Below are 26,029 nucleotides of genomic sequence, written 5' to 3'. Positions count from 1 at the left end.
GATGAATTATTACGAAATAGCTCTTAGCGGTTTGAATTTAAAACCGCTTACTTATGAAAGCAAATTTGATATCGAAATTTTTAGCGCAGTTAGCGTAAAAGTGAAAAACAGAATTTGCAACGGATTTGTGATAAAAAGCGTAGAAAAACCGAAATTTAAAACGTCTGCTATTTTGGAAATTTTACCGCAAAAACTTACGCAAATTCAGATTAAATTAGCTGAATTTATATCCAGATATTACACTTGCGAAATCGGTGTTTGCTTAGGGCTTTTTGAGCCTTACTATGAAATTTCAAATATGAATTATAGTTTTATAAAATCCCCGAAATTAAGCCAAAAACAGCAAAATGCTCTTGAGTTTATCAAGCAAAATAGCGTTTCATTACTTTTTGGAGATACCGGAAGCGGAAAAAGCGAAGTATATATATCTCTTATAAAAGAGGTATTAAATGAAAATAAACAAGCCCTACTTTTGATGCCAGAAATCTCTCTAACACCGCAGATGCAAACGCGTTTGGAGAGTTATTTTGGTTCGTCTGTAGGTATCTGGCACTCAAAAATAACACCCAAAAATAAAAAAATCTTATTAGAAAGATTTTTTCGTGGAGAGATCAAGCTAATAGCAGGAGCTAGGTCTGCACTATTTTTGCCGTTTTGGAATTTAGGACTTATAGTAGTTGATGAGGAGCATGATGATAGCTATAAAAATAGTAGTGAGCCGTACTATAATGCTAGGGATCTAAGCGTTTATCTAGCAAGTTTTGGAGATATAAGAGTTGTTTTAGGAAGCGCTACTCCAAGCGTGAGTAGTTTTTTTAAATTTAAACATTTTAGACTAAAAGGAACATTTTTTGACTCTAAAAAAGAGTTTATTTATGATAATTTCTCAACCGCTCTAAGCAATCTAATAATAGAAAATATAGATAAAACTCTAAAAATGGAAAAACAAGCCGTTATTTTCTTGCCTACTAGGGCTAATTTTAAATTCTTAACTTGCATAAATTGTTTTAACAGCATAAAATGTCCTTTTTGCAGTGTTTCTATGAGCCTTCATAAAAAAACCGGATCTCTTAAGTGCCACTACTGCGGCTTTAGTACCGCTATACCAAACAGTTGCCCTAAGTGCGGTAGCGATATGTTAGAAGCAAACAAAATAGGTACTAGCGAGCTTGTTTTGAGTCTGGAAAAAGCCTTTCCGAATGCTCAAATAGCTAAATTTGATAAAGATGAAATTACTACGCAAAACAAGCTAACAACTCTGCTAAAAAACTTTAACAACAAAAAGATAGATATCCTTGTAGGCACGCAAATGCTAAGCAAAGGTCACGACTATCATAACGTGGATTTAGCTGTGATCATGGGGCTTGATGAGCATCTTGAATATGCGGATTTTAGAGCTAGAGAAAAGACTTTGGCTCTTACTATGCAAGTTGCGGGTCGCGCTGCTAGGGTCGGTGAAGGAAGAGTTATTATCCAGACAAATAAATCTGAGTTTTTTCAAGAGTACTTAGAGGATTATGATAAATTTTTAGAAGATGAGTTGGAATCTAGAAATCCCTTATATCCACCGTTTGTACGACTTCTTAGAATAGTTATAGAAGATAAAAATGAACAAAATGCTTTGAAATTTGAAAAAGATATATTATCAAATTTAAAAGATATTTCAAATTTAGAAATTATAGGTCACGGAAAAGCACTTATAGAGTTTATTGCGTTGAAATATAGAAGATCTATTTTATTAAGATCAGACTCTCATATTCCTCTACTAAAAGCCGCTAAAATAGCTAGAAATTACGGAGCCCACGCGGATATAGATCCGGTAAATTTTAACTAAATTCTTTTGCCTTGACTAAAGTATTTGGAAGTTTTAAACTCTTTGCGGTTTTACTAAAGATGATGAGATCTTCGACACTTTGAATACTCCAAGGCACTCTTTTTACACACTCTTTAAATATCTCAGCAGCAGCTATAGCGTCATTTAAAGCTCTATGGTGAGCATTGCTTATACCTAAAAGCTCTTTTAACGTGCCAAGTCCGTATTTTTGCGAAATTATCGTTCGGCGTGCTAAATCAATCGTACAAATTCGTCTATTTAAAAGCATTCCAAAACCAAGACGTTCTAAACTTATGCTTATAAAATCATAATCAAATTTAACGTTATGTGCGACAAATACGCTATCTCCTAAAAACAGCTTGAATTTTTCAAGCACATTCGCAAGACTAGGTGCTTTAGCTAAATCAGCGGCATAAATTCCTGTTAATTCGCTGATATTTTCCGGAACGTTTGGAGCATAAACAAAACTTTCAAAACGCCCTATTTCAACTCCGTCCAAGAGTTTTAGCGCTCCTATTTCTATGATTTGACCACTGTTTATACCGCCGCTTGTTTCTATATCTACCACGCAAAAAACTTGATCTTTGAAATCCGTGTATTTGCTTTTTAAAGTAACTTTTCCGCTCTCTGTCTTTACTAAACCAAGCCCTAAAATATTCCAATCATCAAAATCTTTGACATTGATTATCTCTTTTAAGCTTGATATATCGTTTGCTTTTTGCAAGAAATCATAATAATTAAGGCTGCTTTTACCGAGTAAATTTATAAAATTTTCTAACTTTTGTTCCAAATTGATAACTTTTTATAATTTTAATGCCTTGATGGCTTGTTCGTAGTCATTTGAGCTAAATACAAAATTTCCTGCTACTACTATATCCACTCCCGCTTCATCAAGTTCGCTAACATTTAGCCCGTTTACGCCGCCATCTACTTCTATCATACATTTTGCACCGTTTTTTTCTATAAGATCTCTAAGCTCTTTTATCTTTTTTAGAACAGAAGGTATAAATTTTTGTCCACCAAAGCCCGGATTCACACTCATTAAAAGTACCATATCGACTTCGTTTATTATGTATTCTAAGCTAGAAACAGGAGTGTGTGGATTTAGCACTATAGCCGGACTTACTCCGTTCTTTCTTATATATTCTATGAGTCTTAAAGGATGTTTTTCTTCTTCTATATGAAAGCTAAGAAATTTAGGTTTTAGCGGTAAAAACAGATCCACGAAAAACGGTACATTTTCTACCATTAAATGAATATCCAAAGGCTTTGAAGACGATTTTGCTACTGCATTTACTACTAGCGGTCCTACGGTTAAATTCGGCACAAAATGACCGTCCATCACATCTATGTGAACAAGGTCCGCTCCAGCCTCGCAGATAGCCTTTACTTCGTCATCAAGTTTTCCAAAATCCGCGGATAATATACTAGGTGCTACATACATTTATTAAACCTTTTTAAATTTCAGAAGTTATTTTACACTTTAATTACATAAAATTCAATAAAACAATGGATATTTTGAGATAGCTTCTTTAGAAATTTATGCTATACTAAAAATAAAAAAGGATAAATTTGAAAAGTATTTTTTTGGTTTTAGCACTCTTGATAGCTAGTTTTTGGCATTGGGGCGTGCATTTTGGCGTGACTATTTTAGCTATATCGTTTTTGATATTTTTTCATGAACTTGGTCATTTTTTAGTTGCTAGATTTTTTGGCGTTAAAGTAAATACTTTTAGTATCGGATTTGGTGAAAAAATCTATACAAAAAGAGTTGGAAACACAGACTACTGCTTAAGTGCCATTCCGCTTGGCGGCTATGTACAGCTTAAAGGACAAGACGATTTAGACCCAAAGCTAAAAAATTATGATAGCGATAGCTATAACGTTTTAAGCCCTATAAAACGCATAGCTATACTTTTTGCCGGTCCGTTTTTTAATCTATTACTAGCATTTTTCTTATATATCGCATTAGGATTCATCGGAGTAGATAAATTAGCTCCTATCATAGGAACTATCCAACAAGGCTCTGCCGCTAAGAGTGCAGGAATGTTAAAAGACGACAAAATAATAAGCATAAACGGCGTACTTATCAAGCAGTGGGACGACATCAAAAAACAAGTTAAACTTGAGCCGATAAATATCATCATCGATAGAAATGGTGAGCGTTTGAATATAAACTTAACACCTAAAATCGGTGAAAGTATGAATATATTTAGAGAAAAAATTCAAACTCCACTCATAGGTATAAGCCCAAGCGGCGAGATAACAAAAGTATATAATCCGGGTTTAAGCAGTATTTCTTACGCATTTAACGAAACCTTAGAAAGCTCAAAACTCATCTATAAAGGGCTTGAAAAGCTGATAACCGGAGTAGTTCCTATCAAAGAGATGGGCGGCATAGTCGCTATGGCCGACATCACGACAAAAGCTTCTACTATAAGCGTTTCGGTGTTATTTTTGATAGTAGCGTTGATATCTGTAAATTTAGGCGTTTTAAACCTGCTTCCGCTTCCGGTACTTGATGGCGGACATATAATCTTTAACCTTTATGAGATGGTGTTTAAAAGACCGGTAAATGAAAAGGTTTTTACGGCATTAAGTTACGGTTCTATGGCGTTTTTATTCGCATTGATGGCATTTACTATATTTAACGATATATTAAGGCTTGCAGGAGTTTATGAATGAGATTAGATGAAATTTTAAGCAAAATAGGAAGCACAAAACTCATCGCTGTTTCAAAAAATGTCACCGAAAACGAAGTTTTGGAGCTATATAATCAAGGTCAAATAGACTTTGGAGAAAACAGAGTTCAAGAGCTAAAACGTAAAAAAGAGATTTTAAAAGATCTAAATTTAAACTGGCATTTTATCGGTCGCTTACAAGCAAATAAAATCAATCATCTTCTAGCTTTGCATCCTAATTTATGGCAAAGCTGCGAGAGTTTTTCTATGGCTGAAACTGTGGATAAAAGGCTTGATTATATTTTACCGACCCTACTTCAGATAAACTCGGCTCACGAAGAAAGCAAACAAGGCGTAGATCCAAATGCGGCTTGTGAAGAGTTTTTGCGTATCAAACAGAGCTGCAAAAATCTAAATTTAATAGGAGTGATGAGCATCGGTGCTCATAGCGATGACATAAAAGAGATACAAAAAAGCTTTGAGAGCACGTATAAAATTTATGAGAATTTGCAAGAACATGGAGCAAAGATCTGTTCTATGGGAATGAGCAGTGATTATGAACTAGCTATAAAATGCGGCTCAAATATGATTCGTCTCGGAACGATTTTATATAAATGAAATTTATAAATAAAAGAGATTACGGCTATAAAACCGTACCTTAGTATATAAATCAGACTTAGAAGCACTTTTGGTACAAGCAGAGTATTTTACGGTAGAAAATAGTTTAAGCTTATTTCAGATTTTTGCGCAACATAGATCGCAATTTATAATAAGAATTTGTTTTTTTAAGTAATTATTAGTGTAAGTATAAAACTTACACTTTTAAATTTTTATTAATATATGGAATTACTAGTTTCTTTGCCACATAAAACTTTACTTTTTATTTGGCCTAAAAGCTTTCATCTTACTCTCATCAGTTTGTAAATAAGCCGCTCCTATCAAATCTAAACAGTATGGAATTGCCGGAAATATAGGCTCTAAACACTCTCTTATGGCTTTTGGCTGACCGGGAAGATTTACTATAAGAGTTTTACCTCTTATACCTGCTGTTTGTCTAGATAAGATAGCCGTAGGAACAAATTTTAAACTAGTAGTTCTCATCAGCTCACCAAATCCAGGCATAAGCTTTTGGCAAATTTCCTCAGTAGCTTCAGGAGTAACGTCTCTAGGAGATGGTCCGGTACCTCCTGTAGTGAAAATGAGATCACACTTAGAAACATCACACATATCTTTTAAATTTTCAACTATCAAATCATACTCATCTGGTATAATTTTATATATAAACTCGGTTTCACTTATAAGCCAATCTTGCAAAATATCTTTTATAGCAATTCCGCTTTTATCTTCATAAACTCCACTGCTAGCTCTATCGCTTAGAGTTAAAACTCCTATTTTAGCTTTCATGTATCTTCCTTATCATATCTTTTATAGTCTCTCTATCTACGCTTTCATTATCCACTAGATAGCTACTAAGTGCAAAAAGTTCTTTTTGTATGCCTTTTATAAGCTCAGCCGTCTCATTTAAACACTCATCTAAAATATCTTTTATATCGTTATTTGTCGCCATAAGATTTCCAGTCATAGCGTAGTCTATAACAAGTTTTTTAGCAAGTTCTCTCGCATTTAATATATCATTACTTGAATTAGTATATAGCTCATTTTTATAAATTTTCAGTGCTACGCTACCTGCTAAATATACCTTTATACGAGATAAAATCATAGTCTTAGACTCTAAGAAACCATCTTGAGATAAAAATCTATCTTCAAGCAAAGATATCTTATCAAAATCTATACCAAACCACTCGGCACTAAGTGCTTTAGCTCCTTGATATAGAGCTTGAATTTCTTTTTCACTTTGACTCAAAGAGTAAATTTTCTTTTTACCGTATAAAACTCTATTTTCCACAGCTTTAAAATCATCGTTTTGAATGATAGCTCTGTGATTTCTAAGAGCATTTATAGCTGCTTCATTTACAAGAGTTGCTAGTCCTGCTCCGCTAAATCCTGTGGTGTTTTTTGCTACAGTATCTATATCTACTTCATGTTTTTTATCTTTTAGATAAGACTTTAGTATCGCCATTCTATCTTTGCAGTCCGGCAAACTTAAAAATATCCTTCTATCAAAACGACCGCTTCTAAGTAGAGCTTCATCTATCATCTCTATTTTATTTGTAGCTGCTATAACTATAACGCCGCTATTATCGGTAAATCCGTCCATCTCTGTTAATAGCTGGTTTAAAGTAGCCTCTCTTTCATCGTTTCTACCGCCGCCTCTAGCCTTGCCAACTGCATCTATTTCATCTATAAATATAATACTTGGTGCATATGCTTTTGCTTTTGAAAACAGTTCTCTAACTCTTTTTGCACCCATTCCTACATAAATTTGTACAAAACTTGCACCGCTTTGATAGAAAAATGGTACATTAGCTTCTCCTGCGACTGCTTTTGCTATAAGAGTTTTACCTACTCCCGGAGGTCCTACCATTAAAACGCCTTTTGGCATTTTTATACTGAGTTCTTGATACGCTTTTGGATTTTTCAAAAAATCCACTATCTCCATTAACTCTAATTTTACGTCATTTATCCCAGCAACATCTTTAAACATAACATTTGATATAGCAGGAGCAACATCTGAGCTAACTATTTGGTTTAAATCATTTGTATCTGTTGTGGAGCTTTTTTTATAATTTAAATTAGCTTTTTTAAAGTATTTTAATCCAAAAACAAACATAACAAGAAATATAATAATGAGCAACAAATTCTCTAAAATACTATAATCGCTGCTAACTTTCAAAGGAACTTTTTGACCTAATTCGTTTAAATTTATGGAGTCTTTTACAACATAATAGTTCTGACTTCCAGCTTTTATAACGATCTTTTCTCCATCTATAACCGCACTTTGGATAGAGTTTGATTGCAAAAAATTATCATATTGCATTAAACTTATATATTTTGGAATATTTCTAAAAAAAACTACACCAAGAAGAACTATTAAAATAGTTCCTGCCGCTATAACCCAAATTTTTTTATTTAAATTAAATTCAAATTTCCGCATAATTTTCATCCGGTTTTACCTCGTAATTGCTAAGCTCTACCCACTCTTTTGATATGTCTTTATCTGATTTGATCTTTATCTTGTTATAAAACTGATCAAATCCGTCATAAAGTCCATCACTGCCTTGTTTTTCTACTAAAATATTTAAATTTGTTTTGTTTCTTTTTCTAAATTCAAAATTATTTACAAATGCTATATTTTTTAGGATTTTTAGACGATTTTTTGCTACTACGCCATCTACATCAATCTTCATAGAAGCCGAATGAGTCCCGCTTCTAGGGCTAAATATGAATGCGTGGAGATGAGTTATAGGAAATTTTTTAAAGTTCTCTAAACCCTCTTCCCATACTTTTTCGCTCTCTCCTGGATGAGCTACTATATAATCACTACCGAGAGCAAACCCTAAATTTGAAAGCTCGTTAAAAAGTTCTATATCTTTAAACGCCCTATTTCTGCGACGCATTATATCAAGCATAGTTTGACTCGTATGTTGCAACGCTATATGAAGATGCTTTTCTAGCCACGACTCTTGCAAAATTTCTCTAAAACTCTCATCTATTTGACTAGGCTCAATGCTGCCGAGTCTTATTCGTTTTATACCTTTTATACTACCTAATTTTTGAAGAAGTTTTCCAAGTGAACTACTTTTTTCTTCTCCATAACTACCTATATTTGTACCAGTTAGCACTATCTCATTATATCCGTTACTAGCTAGAATTTTAGCCTCGTTTAGTATAACTTCTTCATCTATGCTTCTACTTTTTCCTCTTACAGAAGGTATAATGCAGTAGCTGCATTTAAAATTACAACCCTCTTGGATCTTTATAAAAGCTTTTGTATGATTTTCATAGTTGCTTACTATATTTTTATCGATAAAATTTAGATCCCCAAGCTCAAAAAATGGGTTTTGCGAATTTAAAAATTCATCTATTTTAGATTTATTGCTAGCTCCAAGAACTCCAAAAACGGAGCTTTTCTTAAATAACTCTTCACCTTTACTAACAGCCCCACAACCTGTTAAAACCACTTTTTTACCGCTATTTTTCACTTGATTTATGTAGCTTCTTACTCCGCTATCGGCTCCATTTGTAACTGTGCATGAATTTACTACTATTATATCTGCTTCATTTTCGTTATTTGTTATTTTATAGCTTTTTATATAGCTTTTTATAAGTTCCGTATCGTAGATATTTGTTCTACAACCAAAAGTTTTAAAGTATATTTTCAATATAAAATTTCCTTACTAACATCAGTTATATGACTCATAGGCTTACTCTTTTTACCAAAAAACAGAGTTTGAGTTGGGAAAGCTATTTTTATATCTTCTTCTAAATTTAAAGCTTCGATAATCTCGGCGCTAATAGTGCTTCTAAGAGCTAAAGCCGCATATGAGTTTGTCATATACCATACGCTTATATTTATACCGTACGGCTCAAAAAAGCTATAAATTCTAGGCTCGACATTTGGATTTTTTATACTATACTGATCTCTTAGCTTATTCATCTGTTTTTTGGCTATATCTGTATATCCTTTTGAGTATTTTCTCGTGATATTTTTTATGATATACATAGCTTTTTTATGGTTGCTGTCAAAACTAAGCATTATATCTATACCGTCCCATACGGTTTTCATACCGCTGTGAGTATAGTTTGCTATAAGTTCGGTAAAAATATAATTATTTGGTACGAATATTATACGTCCGCTTCTTCTATTTGTAAGATAAGTAGTCAGAGTTATATCTTCATAAATGGTCATTCTAAGCAGACTTATATCTATGATATCACCTACATAATCACTATTTTGATATCTAACTCTTATTCTATCGCCGACGTGAAAAGTACCGCCGAAAATGATAACGCTCCAGCCAAGCAAGCTCATAAACATATCTTTCATCGCGATAGCAAGACCAGCAGAAGCAAATCCAAGTATAGTTACCATATAGCTTACGTTTTCTATATATGCAAACAGTAAAATAAATATAATAATAGTAAAGTTTATCACATTTATAAATTTATTTATCGTATAAAATTTTTGATTATCCGTTACGTATCTTTTTGCAACAAATTTACATAAAAATCCTATTAATATAACTACAATTATCGTAAAAAGTATGCTTAAAGCTTGTTTTATCTGCTCTTTTACTTCCAAACTAGCTCTATTTATAGATTCATCAAGCTTTTTTTGATATACGCCAAACGTGGTTGTAGCGATATCTTGTGCGATCTGAAACTCGCTAATCTCACGTCTAGTTTCATTAAGCTTGGAAAGATTTTCGCTGCTTGAGTTTATATCGTAAATTTCTTGCTGCAAACTCTCTTTTTCTATAAAAACATTAAGTGCATCTTCTAATTTTATAAGCCGATTTATATACTCTTCTTTTTCGTTTTTTAGCTTTTTAATATATGAAAATCCAGATATAAGAGCTATAGGATTTGTGATCTTTTTAATCTCTTCTATCTCAGGGACTACGAGCATACTTTGAAAAGGTGATCTTTCATACTCTTTTAAAAGCTCTATCTGCTCTTTTAAGCTGGAAATTCTTTTTTTTAGATCATCCGCTTTTTTGCTATTTTTTTTATCTAAATTCTCTAGCTCGTTTTTTGCATATTCTAACTCTGTAACTAAATTTTGGTAAGTATTGTAATTTGAGTACCTAATAAGCCAAATATTATTTTTTATCTTAGCATCATAATTTGATATTTTTGCGTTTAATTCATCTATTTTTTGGCTAGAAGCGTCATTTACAACTCCAAAAACAGATAAAAACGGTATTAGAACAACAAAAATTACAAACAGTTTTTTCATTTAAACATCCTCAAAATATCTAAAACGCTATTTTTATCTATATCGTTTCTCAAAGCGTATGATCCAATACCGTTTGGAAGTATAAATTTGATCTTTTTGTTTTCACTCTTTTTATCTAGAAAAAACGAGTCGTAAAATACCTCTTCATCGCTTATACGATAAGTAGTAGGCAAACCAAATTTTATAAGAGTCTGCTCTATAATATCTAGATCTTTTTTAGACAAAAGACCAAGCTTACAAGCTAAATGATTTGCCATATTTATACCAATAGCAACCGCTTCGCCGTGTAGAAATTTTTTATAATTTGTTTGCATTTCGATAACATGAGCAAATGTGTGACCGTAATTTAATACTGCGCGAATTCCAGATTCCTTCTCATCTTTTGCTACTACTCCTGCTTTTATCTCTACGCATTTTGCTATGATTTGTTTTAGTATTTGACTATTTTCTACGCTATTATCTTGTATAAATTTAAAAAAATCTTTATCAAACATAGTAGCCATTTTGATCACTTCAGCCATTCCCGCATTAAACTCTCTATTTGGTAAAGAGTTTAGAAATTTAGTTTCACAATATACGGCCTTTGGTTGATAAAAAGTACCGATAAGATTTTTTCCGAATTTATTATTTACTCCTGTTTTGCCGCCTACACTTGCGTCTACTTGCGCTAAAAGCGTTGTCGGGATATTTATAAAATTTATACCGCGCTCATAAATACTAGCCGCAAATCCGGTCATATCACTTATAACTCCACCTCCAAGAGCTATAAGAGTACTGTTTCTCTCAAGTCTGCTTACAAAAAGCTGCTCTAATATATACTCGATCATAGCTAGATTTTTATACTGCTCGCCATCTGGGATACAAACGCTAAATATCTCGTCGGCGTCTATCAAATTTAAAATCTCTCCAAGATATAAACCGCCTACTTTTGAGTTTGTTATTACGGCAATTTTGCCTTTAAATTTAAGATTTTTAAGTTCATCTATAAATACGCTATAATTTTTATTATCATCGTTCAAATTAATATCTATTTTCATATATTCTGCCTTTTTTTAAATATTTTACCTAAAATTTGATTAAAATAAAATCATCATTTGATTTTACAAAAATATTATAAATTGTATTAAGCATTTATAATATACAGACGTTTTCTCTCATTTGAACTAGCTATATTTAGAGCTTTTCTATATTTTGTTATCGTTCTTCTAACAAGCTTGATATTAAACTCTTTTTCTATCTTAGATAGTATGGCTTCATCGCTAAGAGGTTTTTCGTGATTTTCGTTTTTTATAAGATTTTTAACAAAATCTTTTATGGCCGCATTTGATATATCTTCGCTAGCCGCTGCGGCAAAGAAATTTTTAAGAGGAACTATACCGCGAGCACAGCTTAGAAATTTATTTTGTATGGCTCTGCTGATAGTAGATGGATTTCTTCCTAAATCTCCTGCTATATCTTTTAGCTTCATAGGCTTTATATCTCCGCCTAAAAAATAGTCGTATTGGTACTCTATTATCATTAATCCTATCTTATAAAGTGTGGATTTACGCATTTCTAAAGCATCTATGAGATCTTTTGCTTCTTTTACTCTTGAAGAGACAAACTCGTTTTTTTCATCGATTCCTTCTGTATCTATAAGAATATCTGGATAAAACTCGTCATTTACTTTTATCTCTATGCCGTTATCGTTATTAAATACGAAAATATCTGGAATAATCTGACTATCATCTTCTAAATACTCTATAGCGGGCGGATTTTTAAATTTTTTAATGATCTTTATAGCATCTTCATAATATTTTTGTTTAGTATATCTGCTCAAATTTTCAAAATCATTGATGATAGTTTGTACAAGAGTATAAATTTTATCGTCGCAGTCTATATCGTCAAGCTGAAATATAAAGCTCTCTTTATAATCCAAAGCCCCTACTCCGGTTGGCTCAAGATATGCAAATCTTAGTCTTATCCGCTCAACTTCACTTTTTTCAAATTTAATAAATTTATGATCATCCCATTCAAAATATCCTTCATTGTTTATACATTCTACTATCAAATTTGCAATTTCTATTGATTTTTGAGTAGGAAAAAGAGGAGAGTTTATCTGAGAATATAGCTTTTCATACAAACTTTCTTTATAAATACTAGATGATTCTATAGTATCACTTATGGAATTTTTATAAAGATCGCCGTAAAAATTTTTCGTGTGTTTTTTAGGAGTTATTTCTAAAGCGGCAAACGGATTGTCTTTTATAAAAGGCTCCAAAGTATCTTTTAACTCATCGCTGCTTGCTTGAAGTATCGGAAGCCAGTTTCTAAGAGTCTGATTGAGCTTAGCTTTTTGAGTAACTTTTTGAGCTAGTTTCATCAGTCTAGTAGCCTAAATTCCTCTCCAAGATAGTGCGTTCGTACAAGTTTATTATTTGCCACTTCATTTGAGCTTCCACTAGCTAATAAACTACCGTTTTTAATGACGTACGCTCTATCGCAGATGGCTAAAGTTTCTCTTACGTTGTGATCTGTTATCAAAACTCCTATATTTAACTTTTTTAAATCATTTATGATGCCTTGTATATCGGCTACGGCGATCGGATCCACACCGGCAAATGGCTCATCAAGAAGCAAAAACTTAGGCATTATCATTAAGCTTCTTGCTATCTCGCATCTTCTTCTTTCGCCGCCGCTCAAACTAAGACCTTTTCTCTGTCTAATAGGCTCTATATTTAACAAATTAAGCATTTCATTTACTTTTGTATCTATGATTTTTTTATCAGTATAAAAAATTTCAGCTGCTAAACTTAAGTTTTCTTCAACGCTCAAATCTTTAAAAACGCTACTTTCTTGAGGCAAGTAACCTATACCAAGCCTTGCTCTTTTGTGTAAAGGAGTAGATGATATATCTTTAGAATCTAGAAAAATATGACCCTTGCTAGGAGCTATAAGTCCGCAAATCATATAAAAAGTTGTTGTTTTACCAGCTCCGTTTGGACCAAGCAAACCAACCACTTCGCCGCTGCTAACTTCAAGCGATATACCATTTATAATTCTAGTTTTTTTTATAGTTTTTTCTAAATTTTTTACTTCAAGTTTATGCAAAATCCACCTCGTATATACGTTTATCATTTAAAACAGATATTTTTACAACGCAAACTTTTATCTCGTATTTGCCAAGCATATTAATAAGATTTTCATCTCCCCATTCAACTATGTGAAGCCCATCCTCAAAGAAATTTTCAAACAAACCGTTTTTTTTAATCGACTCAAAACCGTTTTGATATATATCATAATGATAAATATTACCATAATTTTGCATCACGCTAAAAGTCGGCGATGAAACATTTTCATTTATACCAGCAGATTTTACGATGGATTTTACAAGAGTTGTTTTACCGCTTGCAAGATCTCCTTGAAGTACTATAACTCCGGATTTCGGAAGCTCTTTAACTATCAAATCAAGCTCATCTACGCCTAACTCAAATCTCTTTAACATACTTCTCTTGCTCGCTTTTTGGTATGGTTTTTAAAGTAGGAAGCGAAATGACCATATAGCTTACTTCTCTAGCAAGAAACTTTATAGTTATTTTATCGCCTACTTTGACTTCTTTGCTAGGTTTAGCAAGCTTATCATTTATGCTAATAACTCCGCTTTTGCACATATCTTCGCTGATAGCGCGGCGTTTGGTGATATTAACGGTATTTAAAAATTTATCTATTCTCATGTATATAATTCTAGCCAATTTTGGCTGAATTTTTGTTTCAGCTTAAACTAAACTCAACTTCAATTTGGAAATTCGTATCATTTTTGATAGATGGAAATTTGGATTTTGTCTTTTGTATAGCAGTTAAAACAGCTTCATCTAAAACCATATACGTCGAGCTATGGTCTATTTTTACGTTAGTTACTTCTCCGCTAGCTTTATACATAAACGAAACTTTTACAATTCCAGTTTGTCTTTTTCTCCTTGCAGAGTTAGGGTAATTTTTTCTAGCATAGTTTGCTATAATATTTCTTATTTTTGTTCCTATAATCATATTTTCGTTTACGGTGTTTTTTGGCTGCTGTTCTATTTTATTTTGATTGGTATTTTGATCAAATATTTTTTGCTCAATGCTATTTTGAGCAATACTTTTTAAATTCGGATCTATGCCTGGCATCTGCTTTGTTTCAATGTTTTGAACAATCTGTTTTTTAGGAGTTTGTTCTTGTTTTTTATCGGGTTTTGTATGCTTGATTATCTTTTTAGTATAGATTTGTTCTATCTTTTTTTCTATTATCTTTTTTTGAGGCGCTTGATCAACCTCTTTTTTCTCTTCTATAATAGGTTCGGAAACTTCTTCATATGGTTTTGGTATATCTTCTAAACTATTTAAATTTGAGAAAGTGAGTTTTAAAAGTTGCTCGTTTTGGATCTGATCTGCAGAGTCTTTCGCGTTTAGCAAAATAAATCCGAAAATTAACCCCGCATGCAGCAACAAAGATATAAAAAATCCAATAAAACTATTCATTGCTTACCTTAGCAGATATAGCAAATTTCTCATGATTTTGACTTTTTAATGCATCAATAACCTTAATGAAAGACTTAAATTTACTACTTTTATCGCTTCTTAATATAATTAAAGTTTCTGGACTGATATTTGATATTTTATATGCGATCTCATTTTCTAAAACAAGTTTATCATCTATAAATATATTAGAATTTTTATCGATAGCTATTATCACTCTTGCACTTTCATCGCTATTTGTAGCACTTTGAGCTTTTGGCAAATCGACTTTAATATTTCCTTCGGCAATAAAAGTAGAAATACTAAGAACAATAGCGAGCAAAACAAGCATAATATCTATAAAAGGAACTATATTTAATCCGTCTCTTTTAGCAAGTCTCATATCTAGCTCTCATATCTGTTTAAAAAAACATCTACTTTTCTTATAAATCCATTATAAATTATAAGTGTAGGTATAGCAACTATAAGTCCTAAAGCAGTAGCTTTAAGTGCTAAAGATAAACCTATCATTATAGACTTAGTATCGATTCCTCCGCTCATACCCATATCATAAAATGTTATCATAATGCCTGCCACAGTACCTAAAAGTCCTATATAAGGTGCATTCGTGTAGATGATATAGAGTATCGTAAGATTTTTTGTAAGGTCCTCTTCAAAGAGATTTTTGCTGACGTATTTTTTAGGATCAACCTTTAGATAAAAAAGCACTCTTTCAATGCTGAACCAAACCACTAAAAAACTCATAAAAACAAGAATAGATATAATAATATAATCAATATTTCCTTTTAAATACTCCATACATCCTCCCTAAAGCAAAATAAAATATATATTATAGCACACTTTATTTATAAATTTGAGTCACAAATTTATTACAAAATTGACAAAATAAACATTGATATATAAAATATTAAAATATTTTATTGATATAGAAAAAATAATAAATATAAAAACAAACAGGAAAGAAGCTTAAATTTAAAATTTAGTTTTTAAATTTTAAAAAATATGTGGATAAAAGCCCTTCTTTGCAGAAGGGGCTTAAATTATTTCTTTTTAGTTGAACATTTTGAACTGCCGCAACCAGCGCTTGCAACTGCATCTTTAAGATTCTTACCTACTTTAAATTTAACAGCTTTTTTAGCAGGTACTTTTATTTCTTTTCCTGTACTTGGAACTTTGGCTGTTCTAGCGGCTCTTTCAGTTACTCCAAATGTACCAAATCCTACAAAAGTTACACTATCACCTTTTGTTAAAACTTCGCTTATACTTCCAAGGAAACCGTCAAGTGCAAGCTCAGTGTCTTTTTTTGTAAGTCCAGCTTTAGAAGCAACTAAGCCCACAAATTCTGCCTTTGTCATTTCAAATCCTTTATTTAAAATTTTAAAATAGCATATTGTACATTATTTTTTAACTTTATTCAAGTATTTTCCATACTTTTTAAAAGAAAATATGCTAAAAATAGCTTAAATTTACATATAAAATATATAAAAAATGTTAAAAAAGTTTAATTAATATTTTTTATTGTTATTGTTTTAAGATTTTATCTATAATTATCTTAGCACCGTTTGGAGAAACGATATTTCTTAAACCCATTGAAATACTATTTATATCTAAATTCATAATATCCGTAAATAGTATATTTTTATCTAATCCATTCTGCTCATAAATTTTAGCTAGATTACTATCTAGCAAAAACTTAGCATTGTAAAATTGATGATTGCTAGCGGCGTAAGGATACGGTATAAATATAGTAGGAAGTGCATTTGCGCAAAGCTCCCAAAGAGTACTTGCTCCGGCTCTGCTTATACATAAATCGGATTTTTGCATATATACTTCGATCTCGTTACTAAAATCAAATACAACGGCTTCAACGCCCATTTCGTTATATTTGGATCTGGTTGTTTCTAACTCTTTTGCTCCGCATTGATGTATGATATTAATATTATGATTTTTTAAATTTAAAGCTAAATTTAAAGCTAAACTATTTATAAAACTAGCACCCTGAGAACCGCCTAAAAAAAGTATAGTTTTTAACTCATTTCTAACTCTAGCCGTATTAAAAAATTTTATATCTATAGGATAGTCATAGGTATCTGTTCCGTATGAGCTAAAAAATTTCTTACAAAATGGTTTTAAAATAGAATTTAATTTACCTTTTATAGCGTTTTGTTCATGTATAAATAGCTTTTTTCTAAATATAACCGCCCCAAAAGAAGCTGGAGCGGAGCTATATCCGCCGACGCTTATTACAGATGAGATATTATGTTCCGTAAAAATGCAGCGGCATTTAAAAGCTAATTTAATTATATTAAGCAAGGCAAACAATTTATGAATACCTTTTTTATTTACTACGCCTCTACTAGGAAAAAAATATTTAAATTTAAATATATCGCTATGCTCAAACCACATTCTGTCTTGACCGCTATTTGAGCCTATAAATATCACATTTTCACCGCGGTTTTTTAGTTCTATCGCTAAAGCTTTTGCTATAGCAAGATGACCGCCCGTACCTCCTCCTGTTATAGCTATCATGATAAATCCGCCTTTTTGCTAATCATAAGAACCATACCTATACCGACACAAAGTGCTAAAATAGAACTTCCGCCATAGCTCAAAAATGGAACTGCTATACCTTTTATAGGAGTTATAGATGTAATTCCATAAGCATTCATTAAAAACGCCATTGTTATTATAGAACCTATACCAAGAGCAAATAGATGATATACTTTATTTTGACTTCTTGAAGATATCTTAAATATACGATAAATAGTATAAATCATCAAAAAAGTTATGACCAATATCCCAACAAATCCTATCTCTTCAGCAATTCCCGCTAAAACAAAGTCGGTATGAACCTCACTTAAAAATCCTAGCTTAAATGTCCCGTTTCCAAGCCCAACGCCAAAAAATCCTCCATGATAAATTGCATTTAAAGAGTGGCTTATCTGATAAGGTTCTTCGCTATCGCTAACTCTCATAAACTCAGCCATATTTGATGGTAAAATCGACAATATAAAGTCTTGATTCGTCACCCACCAAGATTTAAAACGTCTAATTCTGTGGTCTTGAGATATAATAGCAAGAAACACCATAATAACACCGATCAATCCCAAAATTCCAAAAAACTTCTTACTAGTTCCGGCGAAAGTGGCAAGTATCATTAAAGCTAGAGTTAAAACAACTACTTGCCCAAGATCTTTTTGCATAATAGCTATCAAAAATACAGCCATTCCAAACACTACAAAATACGGTAAAAGCAGTCTAAACTCATCTTTTAAACGTTTTTTGTTATTATCTATTCTTCTAGCAAAACTCCAAGCTAGAAAAAATACAAATCCTATCTTAAAAAACTCGACAGGAGACAAAGATATACCTCCAAGTCTTATCCATCTTTTAGCTCCACCGGTCACCGGCACAAGAGAAGCTGGCAAAAACTGCATAATAACCATAAGTAAGAAAGAGCTAAAAAATATAAAAAATCCTATGAACTCAAACGTAGTAAGACCCATTAAAAACGGCTTATCCGGATTTAGCCTAGAGATAGACCAAATGATGAAAACTCCGGCAGTTCCGACTATAAATTGCCTAATAAAAAAGTGATAGCTAGTATAGTCGTAATATAAAACGGTAAAAGCCGGTAAAGATAGCGAGAAAATAATTCCAATGGCAATCAAAACCGTACATGTATAAAATAGTTTCGTATCGGCAAACAAGTTAAACCTTTTTAAATTTTAGGTTTAGATTATAATTAAACTTAGCTTTTAATACAATAAAAATAATTTTTAATATGAAATTAGCAAATTATCAAAATTCCTTCTGCGTATCTTTGATTAAACTATTTTATTGCACTATTTACTTTTAAATTTAGTTATCGTTTAGATCTTCTGCGACTTTAGCGGCTAATTTTAGCTTATCACTATCGAAGTGAGTATATATCCTAGAAGTATTTAAACTAGCGTGGCCAAGGGCTTCTTGAACTAAAACCAGATCTTTTTGTTTTTTGTAAAGCATAGTCGCAAACGTATGACGAAGCATATGCGCGCCGTTTTTCTCTTTTCTGATACCAGCACCAAATAAAATCTGCTCAACAATGCGACTTACATAAGCTTGAGTTAGCTTCTCTCCGTTTCTATTTACAAAAAGATATCCTTCGCTATTTATATAGTTTATTGCTATATTTTGTAGATGTTCATCTATAAGATGTTTTTTTATCATCACAATACGATATTTATTACCTTTGCCTCGTATCCTAAGGATATAAAGATCGCCGTCTTCACTAATATCTTTTCTTTTTAAATTTAGAGCCTCGCTTACACGAATTCCGGTAAAAACAATGGTTTTGATGATTAGTTTATTTCGATTTGAGTTCATTTTAAAATCCGCCTCATCAATGGCATTTAAAAACCTTTTGACCTCTTCTTCATTCATAAACTCAGGAAGTTTTTGACCTTTATTTCCACTAACTCCACCCCAGTTTTTAAGCTCGATATCAAAAATATGCGCCTTACCGTCTTCCTCGTTTTGTTTTCCTATAAACTCAAAAAAGTTTATCACAGCGATTCGGTAATTTTTTTTGCTAGCATCGCTGAGACTTCCTGTGATACTTGCTAGAACTTCGCTTATAAGCTCTTCATCGATCACAGCTAAACTTGTGAGTTCATAAAATTTAAGCACTTCGTAAATCTTTTTTAACGGATTAAAATACGTATTTATACCAGTAAGTCCAGCGTTTCTGGCTTTTTTTACAAAACCATCAAGCTCATCTATGTTTGCAACTCCTTTTGTAAGTGCGTAATTCACGCTAGCCAAAGCAGCTTGATCTTTGAGCTCTTTGTTTGAGAGTGAGTTTAGCTTGTATTTTACAAAACGAGTCAGCCAAAACAAAAATGAGCTTTCAAAACTCTCTTTACAGTCTAATTTATATTTCATAGTATTAAATTTACTCCGAATTTTAGCAGATAAATAACCGTTTAAGATTATTTATCTAAAATAACTAAAATTTTCTTCCGTTTTTTCCGGCGATTATAAAGCGTAAAGCGTTAAGTTTTATAAATCCGTTCGCGTCTTTTTGGTCATAAACACTATCTTCTTCAAACGTGCAGTAAGCTTCGTTAAATAGATTATCTGTCTTGCTATCTCTACCGATGACCATAACATTGCCTTTATAAAGCTCGACTCTAACAGTACCATTCACATTCTTTTGGCTCTCGTCTATCGCAGCTTGAAGCATTTTACGCTCAGGCGAAAACCAGTATCCGTTATATACTAAACTAGCGTATTTTGGCATAAGTTCGTCTTTTAGATGTGCTGCTTCTCTATCCATAGTAATGCTCTCTATAGCTCTGTGAGCTTTTAGCATTATAGTGCCTCCTGGAGTTTCATAGCAACCCCTACTTTTCATACCCACATAGCGGTTTTCTACGATATCAAGGCGCCCAATCCCATGTTTTGCACCAAGTCTGTTTAGCTCTGTTAAGATCTCGTGAGGCTTCATTGATTTAGCATTTATCGCAACAGGATCGCCGTTTTTATACTCTATTTCGATAATATCGCTCTCATCAGGAGCATTTTTTGGACTGACGCTCCATCTCCACATATCTTCTTCTGGGGCGTGATTTGGATCTTCTAAAACAAGTCCTTCATAAGAGATATGAAGTAAATTCGCGTCCATAGAATATGGAGATTTACCTTTTTTCTTGCTTATATCTATCCCATTTTTCTCTGCATATGCTAGAAGTTTTTCACGGCTATTTAGATCCCACTCTCTCCAAGGAGCGATAACTTTGATATTTGGATTTAAGGCGTAAGCTCCTATCTCAAAACGAACTTGATCATTTCCTTTACCAGTAGCACCATGACTTACGCAGTCTGCTTTTGTGGCAGCAGCTATCTCAACAAGACGTTTTGCTATAAGAGGACGAGCGATAGATGTGCCTAAAAGATATTCGCCCTCGTATATAGCATTTGCTCTAAACATAGGAAATACGAAGTCTTTTACAAACTCTTCACGCAAATCCTCTATAAAGATATTTTCAGGTTTTATACCTAAGCTTATAGCTTTTTTGCGAGCTGGCTCGACCTCTTCTCCTTGACCGATATCGGCTGTGAAAGTCACGACTTCACATTTATACTCGTCTTGTAGCCATTTTAAAATGATACTTGTATCAAGTCCGCCGCTATAAGCCAAAACAACTTTTTTAACATCCTTCTTTTGCATCTGCTGACCTTTATGATTTAAAAATTTTGCTGATTTTAGCTAAAAACAGATAAATATGTAATAAAAAAATGAAATTTAAGGAAGATGGCATTTTTAATCTATTATTTAAGTTAAATTTAAAAAATAATACTCAATCAAAAATTTAAATTTAAATTTCTTTAAATTTCACGCAAAATTCAGTCCTATCATCACCGCTTACGCAATTTACTTTAAATCCAAGCTCATCGCAATATCTTTTTACGAGGCTTAGACCTATACCAAAACCACCATTTTGTGAGTCAAAACGACTAAATTTATCATAAATTTTATTTAAATTTTCTTTTGAAATAGTAGATCCGAAATTTACAACGCAAAAATTATCTTGTTTTAAATTGATGATAACTTGCTGACTTTTAAAACTATATTTAATAGCATTTGAAATTATATTATCAAGTATTTTTTTAAATTTAAAACTATCAGAATCAACTTCCGCATCCTCTAAATTTAAAATTATTTTAATGTCTTTATTTGCCGCACTCATTTCAAAAATCTTTGCACGTTCTATAAAAATATCTTTTAAATTTAATTTTTCTATCTTATTTGGTTCGCTTTTTAAATTTAAAGCCAAATCATTATATAAATTTGATAAAGTTTTAGAGGCTATTTTAATGTTTTCAAGGTATTTTGAAGGATTTTTATCAAACATTTCTACGCTCATAAGTATCACACTTAAAGGCGTATTTATCTCATGAGTAGTATCCGTGATAAAGTTATTTAAAGTTTTTATTTGATTTAAAAGTGGCAGATAGGAGAGTTTAACGATAAAATACGCTATAACAGATATAGCCAAAAGCACGATGATTGAGATCATAGATATCTTGACAAAAAGCCTATTTATGCTAGCGTGAGGACTTTGTGTTCTAAGTTCTAAATTTAATTCTATAGTTCGTCTTTTTGTATGAATATCGTCGCTGTAATACATAAATTTATCATCTACGTAATATCGACCATTATAAATAGGTCTATCAAAGTTTTTTAATACATATCTTTTTGATCTGATATCATAAAGATTTATATCATACTCGCTTTTAAGATCCAAGATCTCGCCTATGCCGCCATTTATCCTAAGCATATACTCAATCTCATTCGCATACGCTCTTAGATCTTTTACGGTTTTTTCGTATATATCATTTTTTGCCTCTTTGTAGTATGAAACTGCGAAAAACAGCAAAAAGAGCATACTAGTTATGGTATAAAGCAAAAAAATAGGAAGAATATATTTTTTATGAGACATATTCATATCCAAGTTTTGAGTGGCTTATGATTTTTTCGTTACCTATAAGTTTTCTAAGATTTCTTATATAGACTCTTAGGCTTAGTTCGCTCGGTACTTCATCAAATTCCCAAATTTGAGAATAAATTTCATCTCGGCTTAAAATTCTATTTTTATTTTTTAAAAATAGACATAAAAGCTCAGTCTCTTTTTTAGCAAGAGGCAGAACTTTGCCATCTTGCATCAATTTTTTTTGTAGGATATCAAATTTGAAATTACTATTAATAATGATAAAATTATCATCTACATAGTGATTAAAGTTTCGTTTCAGTATATTTTGTACTCTTAAAAGAAGTTCGGCTAACTCAAATGGCTTTTTTATATAATCGTCACAACCGACTTTAAAACCCTTTGTAACGTCATTGATACCATTTAATGAAGTGGCAAATATACAAGGAGTCGCCACTCCTGAGGATCTAAGCTCGTCTAATAGTTCAAATCCACTACCGCCTATGATTTTGACATCAAATATAAATAGATCAAAATTTTTTTCATAAGCAATACTTAGAGCTTTATCATAGCTATCAGAAGCTTCTACTTCATAGCCGAAGCTTTGAAGATATGAACTTATCATATCTTGCAGCATCGGCTCATCTTCTAAGACTAGGATTTTGCTCATTTATTGATTATATGGACAATCCGCATTTGATTGGCAGTTGTAACCACCGCCCATGCCCATTCCTGGATTTCCCATGCCCGGATTTCTCATGCCGTAATTTCTATTATGTTTTTTCATAACAGATCTGCAAACTGCCGGATTAAAATACTCGTCTTTGCCAAGAGTCGCCATATTTTTTCTCATTTGCATTCTAAATTCTTTATTGAAATCATCTCTTTGATCAGGAGTCATATTTTTAGTGACTTCTAACATCTCATTATGAATTTTAAAACACGCATCTCTTATTATAAGCTCTTTTGCGCTAGCGTCCTTTTTAACCGCAAAAATTTTATTGCTAAGCTCTATAGCTTTATCATTCGCACCAAATGCAAAACTGCTAAGAACCGCCGTTACTAAAGCGGCTGATAAGATTTTACTTTTCATCGTTCATCCTTTATCTTGAAATATGATGGAATTATAAGCTTAAATTGTTGATTTTTTGTGAATTTATAAAACCATATTAATTTTACTTATAAAATCAAGAGGATTTACTTGAACATTGTTTATAATTACTCCAAAGTGCAAGTGCGGTCCGCTAACTCTACCGCTATCTCCGCTAAGACCTAATATATCGCCTTTATTTACTTTTTGACCGACTTTTACGATGATATCGCTAAGATGGTAATACTGAGTATAAATACCGCTTCCATGATCTATAACCACACTTTTACCGGCGTAATATCTATCTTTTGCTATCTTTACTATTCCGCTATTTGCAGCTATTACGCTTTCTCCGACCGCAGCTCTAAAATCCGTTCCTCCGTGATAACTTTTTATAAGTCCGTTAAATACTCTAGCAGTGCCAAAATCACTTGTTATAAAACTATTCATAGGAGATATAAATTTATCATTAAAAAATAGACCTTTACTAACTGTTTTATAAATTTGTTGAGCTTCACGCCTCTCTTTGTCTATACGTTTCATAACAGATTGAGGCGGTTTTACTTTTGATTCTGAAACGGTAATTTTTTCTTGTTTATAATCTTTCTTAACAAGTTCAAACTCAGTAATTCCCATCTCTCCGTCTAAACTATTTTTAACATTGATATTTTTTGTTTCGTAATAACTAGCCGGCACAAAAGCTATTTTAAATCCCGGTTTTAATGGATGATCTATCCAGGATATTTTTTTGTCGTTTGCGGTTAATTTTCCAGCATATTGTGATTCGATACTGATGATTTGCGTCTCGCCGTTTCCTATAGTAGCGCTAAAGGCTGCTGTTATAAATAGCAGTAAAATAAGTAGAAATCTTTGCATAAGAGTATGATATCCTTCTATAATTTGTTGTCAAAATAATATCATAATTTACATTAAATTTAAAATATTAAACCGAATACAACGACATAAACCTTTTTCTGCTTATCGGAGAATATCCGTTTAGATGCTCATAAGCCTCTTCCGTGTCGCCATCTGTAAGCTCTTTTATCTTTTCTATTAATTCAAAAAGCTCTTCGTCATCTAAATTCTCAAAGTCGCCACAATCTTCTAAAACCTCTTGGATCATAGCTTCTAATTCTAATTCATCATAGCTCATAGCAGCTCCTTAAAAAAATTTTCGCCATAATACCTAAAAAATCTTAATAATACCTTTATTATCTTGATAACAGAAATCATCATAAATTTAAAAATTAAAAAATTAGTTTTAAAAGCGATAAATTAAGTTTTATTTAAGTAGATTAATATAATAATTACAAAACTTTCAAATAAAGAGATTATATGAGTTCAAATTTAAAAATATTAAATGAAATTTTACCGTATTTTTCGCTTATTCATAGCGTTCCTGGTCGCCTTAGAGTTAGAGTTTCTCCTCGTATAAAGGAGCTTCAATCAAACATAGGCTTAGATGAAATAGATAAAATCATAGCAAAAATAGACGGTATAAATAGCGTTAAATTCAATAAATTAGTAGGCTCGGTTACCGTTTTATACGATCAAAATAAATTTCCAGAACATCTCTGGAATGATATGCTAAATGGTCAAAATTTAGAACACATATCTAAAAAAATTGAAGAAATCAAAAGGAGTTGCAATGCAAATTAAATTTGATAACTACTCTAAAGAAGAGATTTACAATCTTGCTTTTAACTATGAAAATAGAGGAATTCTTATCTATTCTAATTTTGTCGATACAGAAATTTTTAACCAAATTTTATCTATTAAAAAAAGCGGTTTAGAGCTGCTAAAAAACCTAGCAGACGAGAAAAATTACAGTATAAATTTAAACGAATGCGAAGTTTTAAATCCAAAAGATAATTTTGAAAAATTAATAGTCGCTATAAATTACGAACTAGAGATAAATGAATTTTATAAAAACGCATCGGAATTTATGGATGATGACGTAAAAGATCTATTTTTTAGACTTTGGGCTACTTCAAATAACGAATATATCCCGGCTCTAAAAGCATCTTTGTTAAGTATATCTTGTCAAAACTTAGCTCCAAATATACAAAACTCAAATCAAAATAATACTGATCCAAAGTCAAATAACAGTATAAAAGATTTTCTTGAAGAGGCAAACAAAATAGCTTCAGGAGAAGCAAATATGGAAAACATAAATACTCTTTTAAATCATCCGAGTTTTCCGTTTTTTAGCGGAGTTGCAGCCGGAGGATTAATAGGATTATTGATAAATGAAATCATAAAAAAGGAAAAAATCGATGAATAATATCTCAAATAAAGGATTTAAAATGGCACTTCCATTCTTAGCCGGAGCTTTAGTAGGCGGGCTTGCTATATATGCTTTTAATAATAGAAAAGCGATACAAAATAGCCTTTTAACAGGACTTGATAAAGGTAAAGAGATAGCTAAAAAAGCAAAAGATAGCTCTTTAAAAGTAGTCAAACTTGAAAATTTAAGCAGCGAAAAACCGGTAAAAACTAGAAAACCGAGAAAACCGCAAGCAAAAAAAGCACCGCAAACAGATCAAAACAAACAAGATTTTCAAATTTAAATAATAGTATAGATTTAGAAGG

At 32.0% G+C, this 26,029-nt stretch carries 30 protein-coding genes; 6 read left to right on the top strand and 24 right to left on the bottom strand.

What is annotated here, in order from left to right:
- Position 1: 1 nt before the first annotated feature.
- On the top strand, positions 2–1,834 hold the full coding sequence (locus tag DQN38_RS04265; protein WP_111738189.1) for a primosomal protein N': 1,833 nt from the start codon (positions 2–4) through the stop codon (positions 1,832–1,834).
- Here the strand turns inward: DQN38_RS04265 and DQN38_RS04260 are convergent.
- Positions 1,827–2,624, bottom strand: coding sequence for a 3'-5' exonuclease (locus DQN38_RS04260; protein WP_002849360.1), 798 nt, complete (start codon positions 2,622–2,624; stop codon positions 1,827–1,829). The two genes, DQN38_RS04265 and DQN38_RS04260, sit on opposite strands and share 8 nt — an antisense overlap.
- 12 nt (positions 2,625–2,636) lie before the next feature.
- Entirely contained in the window at positions 2,637–3,278 is a 642-nt protein-coding gene (gene rpe, locus DQN38_RS04255; RefSeq protein ID WP_002849359.1) for a ribulose-phosphate 3-epimerase, read from the bottom strand.
- Positions 3,279–3,406: 128 nt separating this feature from the next.
- Here rpe and rseP point away from each other — a divergent pair, with 128 nt between their 5' ends.
- On the top strand, positions 3,407–4,519 hold the full coding sequence (rseP, locus tag DQN38_RS04250) for an RIP metalloprotease RseP (protein WP_065843940.1): 1,113 nt from the start codon (positions 3,407–3,409) through the stop codon (positions 4,517–4,519).
- Positions 4,516–5,133 (top strand): YggS family pyridoxal phosphate-dependent enzyme, encoded by a 618-nt coding sequence (locus DQN38_RS04245; RefSeq protein ID WP_065843939.1) that lies wholly within the window; start codon positions 4,516–4,518, stop codon positions 5,131–5,133. Before rseP ends, DQN38_RS04245 begins: the two co-directional genes overlap by 4 nt.
- Positions 5,134–5,388: 255 nt before the next feature.
- Here the strand turns inward: DQN38_RS04245 and mog are convergent, their stop codons facing one another.
- From mog to DQN38_RS04135, 22 genes are all read right to left on the bottom strand, one after another.
- Positions 5,389–5,919, bottom strand: a complete 531-nt coding sequence (gene mog, locus DQN38_RS04240; RefSeq protein WP_002849356.1) for a molybdopterin adenylyltransferase — start codon at positions 5,917–5,919, stop codon at positions 5,389–5,391.
- A complete protein-coding gene (locus DQN38_RS04235; protein ID WP_081303762.1) occupies positions 5,909–7,579 on the bottom strand; it encodes an ATP-dependent metallopeptidase FtsH/Yme1/Tma family protein in 1,671 nt (556 codons plus the stop codon). Before DQN38_RS04235 ends, mog begins: the two co-directional genes overlap by 11 nt.
- On the bottom strand, positions 7,557–8,801 hold the full coding sequence (mtaB, locus tag DQN38_RS04230) for a tRNA (N(6)-L-threonylcarbamoyladenosine(37)-C(2))-methylthiotransferase MtaB (RefSeq protein WP_024305230.1): 1,245 nt from the start codon (positions 8,799–8,801) through the stop codon (positions 7,557–7,559). Before mtaB ends, DQN38_RS04235 begins: the two co-directional genes overlap by 23 nt.
- On the bottom strand, positions 8,795–10,375 hold the full coding sequence (locus DQN38_RS04225; protein ID WP_002849353.1) for a mechanosensitive ion channel family protein: 1,581 nt from the start codon (positions 10,373–10,375) through the stop codon (positions 8,795–8,797). The genes mtaB and DQN38_RS04225 overlap by 7 nt, the downstream gene beginning before the upstream one ends.
- Entirely contained in the window at positions 10,372–11,412 is a 1,041-nt protein-coding gene (gene aroB / locus DQN38_RS04220) for a 3-dehydroquinate synthase (protein ID WP_065844084.1), read from the bottom strand. The genes DQN38_RS04225 and aroB overlap by 4 nt, the downstream gene beginning before the upstream one ends.
- 86 nt (positions 11,413–11,498) lie before the next feature.
- On the bottom strand, positions 11,499–12,737 hold the full coding sequence (locus DQN38_RS04215) for an RNA polymerase factor sigma-54 (RefSeq protein ID WP_038453373.1): 1,239 nt from the start codon (positions 12,735–12,737) through the stop codon (positions 11,499–11,501).
- A complete protein-coding gene (gene lptB / locus DQN38_RS04210) occupies positions 12,737–13,465 on the bottom strand; it encodes an LPS export ABC transporter ATP-binding protein (RefSeq protein ID WP_002849347.1) in 729 nt (242 codons plus the stop codon). Before lptB ends, DQN38_RS04215 begins: the two co-directional genes overlap by 1 nt.
- Positions 13,458–13,859: a tRNA (adenosine(37)-N6)-threonylcarbamoyltransferase complex ATPase subunit type 1 TsaE gene (gene tsaE / locus DQN38_RS04205; protein WP_002849345.1), complete on the bottom strand. Its 402-nt coding sequence runs from the start codon at positions 13,857–13,859 to the stop codon at positions 13,458–13,460. The genes lptB and tsaE overlap by 8 nt, the downstream gene beginning before the upstream one ends.
- The gene (locus DQN38_RS04200; protein WP_065844083.1) at positions 13,843–14,088 is read right to left on the bottom strand and encodes an RNA-binding S4 domain-containing protein; all 246 of its coding nucleotides are present in this window, start codon (positions 14,086–14,088) and stop codon (positions 13,843–13,845) included. The genes tsaE and DQN38_RS04200 overlap by 17 nt, the downstream gene beginning before the upstream one ends.
- A 37-nt stretch (positions 14,089–14,125) precedes the next feature.
- Positions 14,126–14,875 (bottom strand): energy transducer TonB, encoded by a 750-nt coding sequence (locus DQN38_RS04195; RefSeq protein WP_065844082.1) that lies wholly within the window; start codon positions 14,873–14,875, stop codon positions 14,126–14,128.
- The gene (gene exbD, locus DQN38_RS04190; RefSeq protein WP_065844081.1) at positions 14,868–15,254 is read right to left on the bottom strand and encodes a TonB system transport protein ExbD; all 387 of its coding nucleotides are present in this window, start codon (positions 15,252–15,254) and stop codon (positions 14,868–14,870) included. The genes DQN38_RS04195 and exbD overlap by 8 nt, the downstream gene beginning before the upstream one ends.
- A gap of 2 nt (positions 15,255–15,256) precedes the next feature.
- On the bottom strand, positions 15,257–15,670 hold the full coding sequence (exbB, locus tag DQN38_RS04185) for a TonB-system energizer ExbB (protein WP_002849338.1): 414 nt from the start codon (positions 15,668–15,670) through the stop codon (positions 15,257–15,259).
- A 242-nt stretch (positions 15,671–15,912) separates the two neighbouring features.
- Positions 15,913–16,227: an HU family DNA-binding protein gene (locus tag DQN38_RS04180; protein WP_002849336.1), complete on the bottom strand. Its 315-nt coding sequence runs from the start codon at positions 16,225–16,227 to the stop codon at positions 15,913–15,915.
- A gap of 166 nt (positions 16,228–16,393) precedes the next feature.
- Positions 16,394–17,401, bottom strand: coding sequence for a UDP-N-acetylglucosamine--N-acetylmuramyl-(pentapeptide) pyrophosphoryl-undecaprenol N-acetylglucosamine transferase (locus DQN38_RS04175; protein ID WP_002849334.1), 1,008 nt, complete (start codon positions 17,399–17,401; stop codon positions 16,394–16,396).
- Positions 17,398–18,582: an FtsW/RodA/SpoVE family cell cycle protein gene (locus DQN38_RS04170; protein ID WP_011731977.1), complete on the bottom strand. Its 1,185-nt coding sequence runs from the start codon at positions 18,580–18,582 to the stop codon at positions 17,398–17,400. The genes DQN38_RS04175 and DQN38_RS04170 overlap by 4 nt, the downstream gene beginning before the upstream one ends.
- 151 nt (positions 18,583–18,733) lie before the next feature.
- Positions 18,734–19,798 carry a tyrosine-type recombinase/integrase gene (locus tag DQN38_RS04165; protein WP_065844080.1) on the bottom strand — a complete coding sequence of 355 codons (1,065 nt, stop codon included), beginning with the start codon at positions 19,796–19,798 and terminating at the stop codon, positions 18,734–18,736.
- 64 nt (positions 19,799–19,862) lie between these two features.
- Positions 19,863–21,086 carry an argininosuccinate synthase gene (locus DQN38_RS04160; protein WP_002849322.1) on the bottom strand — a complete coding sequence of 408 codons (1,224 nt, stop codon included), beginning with the start codon at positions 21,084–21,086 and terminating at the stop codon, positions 19,863–19,865.
- Between the two features lie 148 nt (positions 21,087–21,234).
- Complete coding sequence (locus tag DQN38_RS04155; RefSeq protein WP_065844213.1) at positions 21,235–22,359, bottom strand: sensor histidine kinase; 1,125 nt, start codon at positions 22,357–22,359, stop codon at positions 21,235–21,237.
- Entirely contained in the window at positions 22,349–23,017 is a 669-nt protein-coding gene (locus DQN38_RS04150) for a response regulator transcription factor (protein WP_024305227.1), read from the bottom strand. The genes DQN38_RS04155 and DQN38_RS04150 overlap by 11 nt, the downstream gene beginning before the upstream one ends.
- Complete coding sequence (locus DQN38_RS04145; protein ID WP_002849316.1) at positions 23,018–23,440, bottom strand: hypothetical protein; 423 nt, start codon at positions 23,438–23,440, stop codon at positions 23,018–23,020.
- Between the two features lie 63 nt (positions 23,441–23,503).
- The gene (gene pgp3, locus DQN38_RS04140) at positions 23,504–24,313 is read right to left on the bottom strand and encodes a peptidoglycan metallopeptidase Pgp3 (RefSeq protein ID WP_038453357.1); all 810 of its coding nucleotides are present in this window, start codon (positions 24,311–24,313) and stop codon (positions 23,504–23,506) included.
- A gap of 67 nt (positions 24,314–24,380) precedes the next feature.
- Positions 24,381–24,590: a hypothetical protein gene (locus DQN38_RS04135; RefSeq protein WP_002849310.1), complete on the bottom strand. Its 210-nt coding sequence runs from the start codon at positions 24,588–24,590 to the stop codon at positions 24,381–24,383.
- A gap of 182 nt (positions 24,591–24,772) precedes the next feature.
- On the opposite strand from DQN38_RS04135, the gene DQN38_RS04130 reads away from it, so the two are divergent.
- The 3 genes from DQN38_RS04130 to DQN38_RS04120 are packed head-to-tail and all read left to right on the top strand — an operon-like array spanning position 24,773 to position 26,007.
- A complete protein-coding gene (locus DQN38_RS04130) occupies positions 24,773–25,096 on the top strand; it encodes an HMA2 domain-containing protein (protein ID WP_065844447.1) in 324 nt (107 codons plus the stop codon).
- A complete protein-coding gene (locus DQN38_RS04125) occupies positions 25,086–25,721 on the top strand; it encodes a hypothetical protein (RefSeq protein ID WP_011731973.1) in 636 nt (211 codons plus the stop codon). The genes DQN38_RS04130 and DQN38_RS04125 overlap by 11 nt, the downstream gene beginning before the upstream one ends.
- Entirely contained in the window at positions 25,714–26,007 is a 294-nt protein-coding gene (locus DQN38_RS04120; protein ID WP_065844207.1) for a hypothetical protein, read from the top strand. The genes DQN38_RS04125 and DQN38_RS04120 overlap by 8 nt, the downstream gene beginning before the upstream one ends.
- The last annotated feature ends 22 nt before the right edge of the window (positions 26,008–26,029 follow it).

The sequence above is a fragment of the Campylobacter fetus subsp. fetus genome (genome assembly GCF_900475935.1).
GTDB lineage: Bacteria > Campylobacterota > Campylobacteria > Campylobacterales > Campylobacteraceae > Campylobacter > Campylobacter fetus.
This window is presented reverse-complemented; position numbering and strand designations above follow the sequence as displayed.